Annotated in this window: 4 protein-coding genes; all 4 read left to right on the top strand. The window is 54.6% G+C overall.

The window, feature by feature from the left end; translation table 11 throughout:
* The 4 genes from PSHG_RS01860 (at nt 1) to PSHG_RS01845 (ending at nt 6,894) form a co-directional block, all read left to right on the top strand.
* Complete coding sequence (locus PSHG_RS01860; RefSeq protein WP_010268612.1) at nt 1–942, top strand: ABC transporter permease; 942 nt, start codon at nt 1–3, stop codon at nt 940–942.
* Between the two features lie 12 nt (nt 943–954).
* Complete coding sequence (locus PSHG_RS01855; protein WP_010268609.1) at nt 955–1,830, top strand: carbohydrate ABC transporter permease; 876 nt, start codon at nt 955–957, stop codon at nt 1,828–1,830.
* Nucleotides 1,831–1,952: 122 nt separating this feature from the next.
* Nucleotides 1,953–3,548, top strand: coding sequence for an extracellular solute-binding protein (locus PSHG_RS26360; RefSeq protein ID WP_235782021.1), 1,596 nt, complete (start codon nt 1,953–1,955; stop codon nt 3,546–3,548).
* 181 nt (nt 3,549–3,729) lie between these two features.
* The gene (locus tag PSHG_RS01845) at nt 3,730–6,894 is read left to right on the top strand and encodes a hypothetical protein (RefSeq protein WP_010268605.1); all 3,165 of its coding nucleotides are present in this window, start codon (nt 3,730–3,732) and stop codon (nt 6,892–6,894) included.
* The last annotated feature ends 38 nt before the right edge of the window (nt 6,895–6,932 follow it).

The raw sequence follows: 6,932 nt of genomic DNA, 5'->3' as shown, positions 1-6,932 counted from the left end.
ATTGAGGGAGGTGCTTTTATGACATCCATACCTGCAGGGAAAAACGCCCGCAAGCGGCTGTTCAGGATGAACGTTCCGCTGCTGATTATGTTTTTTCCGGTTGCGCTATATTTCCTGATCTTCAAATATACGCCGATGCTTGGGCTTGTTCTTGCCTTTAAACAATATTATTTGGCGGAGGGCATCTTGGGAAGCCCTTGGGTTGGGCTGCGGAATTTTGAGCTTTTGTTCTCGAATGTACAAATGCTGAACATTATTCGGAATACGCTTGTCCTTTCGCTGTTGAAAATCGCCGTCAGTTTTCCGTTTCCGATTCTGCTAGCCATCTTGCTGAACGAGTTGAGAAAAATGTGGTTTAAACGAACCGTGCAGACGCTGCTGTATATGCCGCATTTTCTGAATTGGGTCATCGTCGGCGGCATGGTCGTTACGTTATTCTCGATTGAATCAGGGCTGATCAATCAACTGCTGGATCGGTGGTTCGGCTTCCGGTATGCCTTCTTGTACAATGAAGCGTCCTGGATTGCGGTGCTTCTCGGTTCGGGGATCTGGAAGGAGGCCGGATTCAGCGCCATTATTTATCTCGCGGCCATGTCAGCGATCGACCCGGGATTATACGAGTCCGCGAGCATGGACGGAGCGAACAAATTCCGGCAAATCTGGCATATTACACTGCCGGGCATTCGGCCGACAATCATCATTCTGCTCATCCTGTCCATGGAATCCGTGATGGATCTGAGCTTCGACCAATTTTACATGCTGCAGAACCCGGTCGTCAGCAGCGTGGCTGAAGTCATCCCGACTTATATTTACAAGATGGGTATCCAGGGCGGACAGTTCAGCATTACGACGGCGATGGGGCTGTTTTCCTCGCTGGTAGGCCTCGTTCTCATCGTTTCCGCGAACTGGATCGCCAGGAAATTCAATCAATCGTTGTGGTAAGGAGGGGGACCCTTGAAAGCGTCAACAGGAGATAAAATATTTTATGGCATTAATTATGCAATCATGGCAATAGCCGCACTGACGTGCTTGATTCCGCTGCTGAATATTCTGGCGCTGAGTCTCAGCGATTCGAGCGCGATTATGTCCGGTCGGGTAACCCTGTTTCCGATTGACATACAGCTGGATTCCTACCGTATGCTGATCGAGCGCACGAAGGTCGTCACTGCCTTCAGCAACAGCCTCGTGATTACGGTTGGCGGGACAGTGCTTTGCATGGTGTTCACGGTGCTGGCGGCGTATCCGCTGTCGCGAAAGTATTTCTACGCAAGGAAGACGATTACTTTGGCGGTAGTGTTTACCATGCTGTTTTCCGGGGGATTGATCCCCTCGTATTTGGTGGTGAAGAGCCTGGGGCTCATCAATACCTACTGGGCCTTATGGCTGCCCGGCCTGGTGTCGGTGTACAACATGATGATTCTGAGAACATTTTTTGAAGGTATTCCCGAGGAGCTCGTCGAGGCATCCCGTATGGACGGCTGCGGTGAAATGCGCCTTTTGCTGCAAGTCATTCTGCCGCTTTCGGTACCGGTTATTGCCACGTTGACCTTGTTTTACGGCGTCGGATTCTGGAATTCCTTTCAAAATGTGCTGATCTATATCAACGACAGCAACCGGATGAATTTGACCGTTATGGTGCAGCAAATGATCCATAGTCAATCCTTGCAGGAGACGGCAAGTTTGTCCAGAGAGGAGGTGGATCGTCTTGCCACGCCGGAAGGATTAAAGGCGGCGGCTGTTATGGTATTGGTCATCCCGATGCTGGTGGTGTACCCGTTTATACAGAAATATTTTGTCAAAGGAATAATGATTGGTTCCATTAAGGGGTAGTGTCCTGGCAGGTTGTCTGCTTGTATTGAAGTAGTTGAACCGCTTGCAAACGAAAATTAAACCTGCGGTTCATCGATTAAGCGTAAATGATTATTTTCAGGGAGGTTGTCAATTTGAGAAGAATGAGGTGGCCGCTCGGGGCCGCGCTGTCAGCGGTTCTGATGCTAAGCGCTTGCTCAGACGGAGATGGAAACGCTGTTCAACCTGGTGATTCAGGCACAGAAAAAAAAGTTGAGAAGAAGAAAATTACCGTGTCGATCTACGACCGGTCGAGTATTCCGGAGGGAGAGGGCTCCTACGAGAAAAACCGCTGGACGGAATGGATCAATGAGAATGGTCCTGAAGATGTGGAAGTGGAATTCGTGGCCATTCCACGCTGGCAGTCCCGAGATAAGCTCAACGCCATGTTCGCTGCCGGGAACGCCCCGGATTTGATTATTGAATATGCCGCCGACATTCGCAACGATCTTGTAAGTCAGCGGCTTGTGATGCCGCTGGACGAATTGATCGAGGAACACAGTGTGTATTATAAGCAGCTGATCGAGCAATATCCGAACTTAGCTGCCATGAGTACGAAGGAAGACGGGAAGAACTATATGGTCGGCCGCATCTCACCCCTCGACATCAATCACTTTGTCCTGATTCGCAAGGACTGGCTGGATGCGCTGAACCTTAGCGTACCGACAACCCCGGAGGAGCTGCTTGCTGTGGCAACTGCTTTCGCGAAGCAGGACCCTGACAACAACGGGCAGCACGATACGTACGGCATCGCTTTGTCCGGCTCCAGCAAAAACATCATTACGTACGCCTATCGGAGCATCTATCCGGTGCTGGATGACAACCTGGAGTATACCACGCTATGGGAACAGACGAAGGCGTCCTATGAATTGAAGAAACAGCTGTATGACGCCGGCGCCGTGGATCGGGACTTCCTGACGGATACCGAGGGCAAGAAGGCGGAGGAGGATTTTATTTCCGGCAGGCTGGGCATATGGGGCGGCAACTTTAGCGCGGCCAAGATGGAAGCGTTCATGAAGGCCGTTCCCGATGGGGAACTGCAGGTCATTGCGCTGCCGAAAACCGAATTTGGCCATTATGCTCCCGAATTGAACAGTCCGCTAGCCCCTATCGCTGTCATCAACACGAATGCCAAGCATCCGGATGCTGTAATGAAATATATTGATTTCATCACAGACCCGGAAACAGCGCATGTGCTGCAGTATGGCATCGAGGGCGAGCATTGGGAGGAAGGCCCGAACGGCTGTCCAGTAACAATAGACGAGGAGAAGTTCAAGAAGGAAGTTGATTGGAATCGCGATTATATGATTCGCTCCGCATTCCTGGATCCGTGCGCAAACATGAAGAAAGCGGAAATGAACGAATACGAGGCGGCCTTCGACCGTTTATTGGAAGATGCAAGACAGATGTACCTGAGACCGGAAATGCCGGTGCCGTATTCCGTAAGCCTGAACACAGTTCCTACGCTGCCACCGGAGCTGCTGCTTATCAAACAAAATGCAGAGATGAGCATGAATGACATTTGGGTGAAATCCATCATTACGCCGGGTTACAGTACGGAGACTGCCTTGAACGATGCGCAGAACATATGGAAATCATCGGGTGGCGAGCAAGTGGATGAATTCAACAGCGATTGGTTCTCGCAAAACAAAAACATGCTCGTAGAGGTAACCGACTGGTATCAATACAAGGTTGAATAGCGGGGAGCCTTATAAAGTAGCGGTGTCGCCGAGCAGCGGAAACTGAAGGCAGATCGCAAAGACAGATTGAAAGATAGCCCGAAAGAATGACCCGCAATCAACAACAGGCATTAGTTATTCAACACACTTCTAGAGGCTCAGGGGACCGCTTACTGCCTCGATAATTTAGGAGGATGACGTAATGGACGGAGGAAAGCAGCTCCGCTTCGATGGCGAGCCCGTCGACATTGTACTGGAAGAGCCTTTGCAGCATCCGTATTACGCATGGCCAGAAACGCTCTTGACGTATCGAATATCGGTAAAGGAAGGAATCCGGCCGGAAGAGCTGCGGCTAGTTGATGCCGATAACGGGCAAGCGATGCCTATGCAGTTCAGCAGCATGAAGAGCGGATCTAACGGCCGGACCGAGGCCCTGCTTCACCTGATGTCCGACCTGCCCTCGGGCGGGAGAAAGCGCTACCGAATTACCCGGGAGCCTGAGGCATCGCGCGCCGTGCAAATGTTAGAGGAAATCGGTGTGGCGGAGGATTCATCCTGGTGGATTGTGGATAACGGGCGGCTTACGCTCAGTGTACCGCGTCTCAATGCGCTGGCGACGCTGCAGGAAAGCCCGCCTGTGTGGAGGCTCGGGAGGAATGGGAGGCGGCTAGGTGCTGCTTATATCGAATCCGCCGGCCCAGTCCTTGCGGAGAGTGAAATCATCGAGCAGGGGCCGCTGTTTGCCGCATTCCGGCTGAGCTACCGCTTCATCTGCGGCGCCGTCTACGAGGTGCGGCTCGCTATCGCGCGGGCTATGGACTTCTTCGAATTCGATGAGACGATGCGAGGATTCGCGGCGGATGGCGCTCCGGTCTCGGTACGCACCGATTGGGCAGGGTTTCGCCCGACGCATCGGTTCGCACCGAATCGGCCGAGGGAGGCCGCCAGCAGCGAGGAGGGGTTCGGGTTCGATCGCTACCCGTTCGAGCCGATCGACCGCATGGTCACCGATACGCATATTGAAATGATGGTGCATGATTCCGCAGAGGGCGAGCTGCCGTTCCGGTTATTGCCCTATGAGCCGTGGCCCGCGTTCTTGCGCCAAAATGCGGCCGCCTTCTGGAATGAGACAACATCGGACAGTGTTGGCGTCTTTATTCGTGAGCCGGAGCGCTGGGATGACGGGCAGTATGCTCTTTGGCGATCCGATGATCGGCTGGCAGTGCGGTTTTACTACCGGGAGGAGGAAGGTTTCCGCTGGAAGCAAACGCTGTTGGACGGCAGCCGTTCGATGGCGGTGTGTGCATACGATCATCGGAAGGACCAGGAGGAGATCGAGCGGCTGGAGAAGCTGTACGTTGCCGCATGCGCGACTGGCGCTGCCTGCCCGAGAGGACCGAGTTCGCATACGTTGTGGCTGCAGCAGTGGTACAGCTTCCTTCATCTCGGTAAAGTGTCCGCCTGGACGCTAACGTATCCCGAAGATGCGCCATACCCGGGGCCGATTTTCAATCACGGCCGCATCCAAACGGTGGAGGAGCTCGAGCGCATGCTGCGCGACAGCGAGCTGCTGAGCGGCGCAGCCCTGTTCGGACCGCGCCAGGATTCCGGCTTCTCCCCGGTGCCTTCACGCAGCATATATGACGATTGGATCGATGCTTTCGACCGGCTGCGCGGGTTGATGACGCCCGAGCAGCGCCGCAGGATCACCGCTGCCTATTTGCTGATGGGATACTTGCACGCAGCGGAAGACTACATGCCGCTCAAGACGATGCTTTCCGGCCATCCGAATTTTTTGGCTGATGTCAAGGGGGTGCCGGCGTTGATGGCTGCTCTGTTCCCTGCGCACCCGGCAGCCGGGGAATGGGTGGATGTATTCGAGCTTGCGCTGGAACGGAATTTGCACTACCATGTGCGTCCCGATCGCCCAGACCTGGAAGCAGCTGGCGGGCGATGGACGGAAAATCTGGGGTGTTATGTATGGGCGTTCCTCAAGCCGACTATTCGCGCCTCGTATTTGCTGAAGTACCATTTTGACGGGAAAAACCGGCTGGCAAAGCCCGGTCTCGTCAAACTCGCGCAATGGGTCGCAAGCAGCTTGACGAGTCCGATTAACAGGTGGACAGAGGCTCAGACGGAGCAGCCGAGACGAGTCATGCTGCCGCAGGGCGCTCATGCCAGACGCATCGTCCCGCCGAATTTGTTTCGCTATCTCGGTATCGAGCTGGCGGAAATCGCCCCGCAGTTGAGCGCTGTGATTCTCGGCATTACTTCTCCGGATGATCCGGAGTTCGAGCCGGAGCACGCCTCGCCGGCGTGGTCTGTAATGGGAGCGCGCTTCCGGGAGGAGGCGGCTGCCGCATGCGGAGCGTACCCGTTAACCAGCGGAAAGTTTGCAGGCTACGGCTTCGTGCTGCGAGCCGGCGTAGGGGATCCGCAGGAATCATTCGTTATGCTCCAGCAGATTGATTCGGGCCTCAATTACCGCTGGGGCGTTGCCGGTCAAGGCGGGTGCGGCGTTCTGTATTATTACGCTAACGGGAGAGCCTTCAGTCATAACGGTCATGAGGATGTAGGAGACGCCAGAGTTTCCGATACGGATCTCTGCACGAATTTCGGTGTATTCAAGCAGGGGGCCTTTCGATCGATTGGACCTAATGATTTGACCCGCCCGTTGATCGACCTGGACAGTATTCAGCTTGCGGAAGTCGTCTCATCGCCGGCTGAGGCGTATTCCTGGCCGGAATATCAGAGCCGAAGCGTGCTGATGGTCGACACGGATTACATTGTCGTCTGCGACGAAGTGTTCAACCCGGCCATATTTCGCCGCTTCTCGTGGTTTGTCCACAAGGACGAGGAATTCCCGCATATTCACTTTGTGCATGGCGATGCTTCGAGCCGCGTCTGGCTGGCAACTGATGCAACGAAGGGATTCTGGATCGACGGGGCAGGCGACTTGATGACGTTCGTCACTCATGACGGCTCGCTGACACCTGTTTCGACTCCGTATGGCTTCGATCTGTCATCGGAGTGGTATCGCGACCGGGTCTTCTACAGGGGGAAACCGTTCGAGTGGGCGCAAGAGGACATTCGCTTCCAAGGCCGGGCGGGATGGATGCGAACGGCTTCCGAGACGCTGATCCTCGCGCTTCTTGACGGGCAGGAGCTGTCCTGCGAGGAAGGCTCCATCCGAATCACTGCAAGCCGCGGCGGCTCTGTTAAGCTTGCGGTTCATGCGGACGGCCGGGCAGAAGCGGTATGCAGCGCATCCTCGCCAGCAGATGTCGAGATCAGGCTGCGGGACGGGCGAATGCGGAGCTTCTCGCTTGCCGGGGAAGACCTGTCTCGCGTTCAGCTGCACATTTGAGCTTAAGGATATTAATGGCATTCGGCAGGCTTGTTGGG

Source organism: Paenibacillus senegalensis JC66 (assembly GCF_000285515.1).
In the GTDB taxonomy this organism is placed as follows: Bacteria; Bacillota; Bacilli; order Paenibacillales; family NBRC-103111; genus Paenibacillus_L; species Paenibacillus_L senegalensis.
Note: the sequence above shows the minus strand (reverse complement) of the source record. Positions and strands in the feature narration are given on the sequence as shown.

Coding starts and splice junctions, on each gene's coding strand:
- PSHG_RS01845 (WP_010268605.1), top strand. CDS start 3,730: ATGGACGGAGGAAAGCAGCTCCGCTTCGATGGCGAGCCCGTCGACATT.
- PSHG_RS26360 (WP_235782021.1), top strand. CDS start 1,953: ATGAGGTGGCCGCTCGGGGCCGCGCTGTCAGCGGTTCTGATGCTAAGC.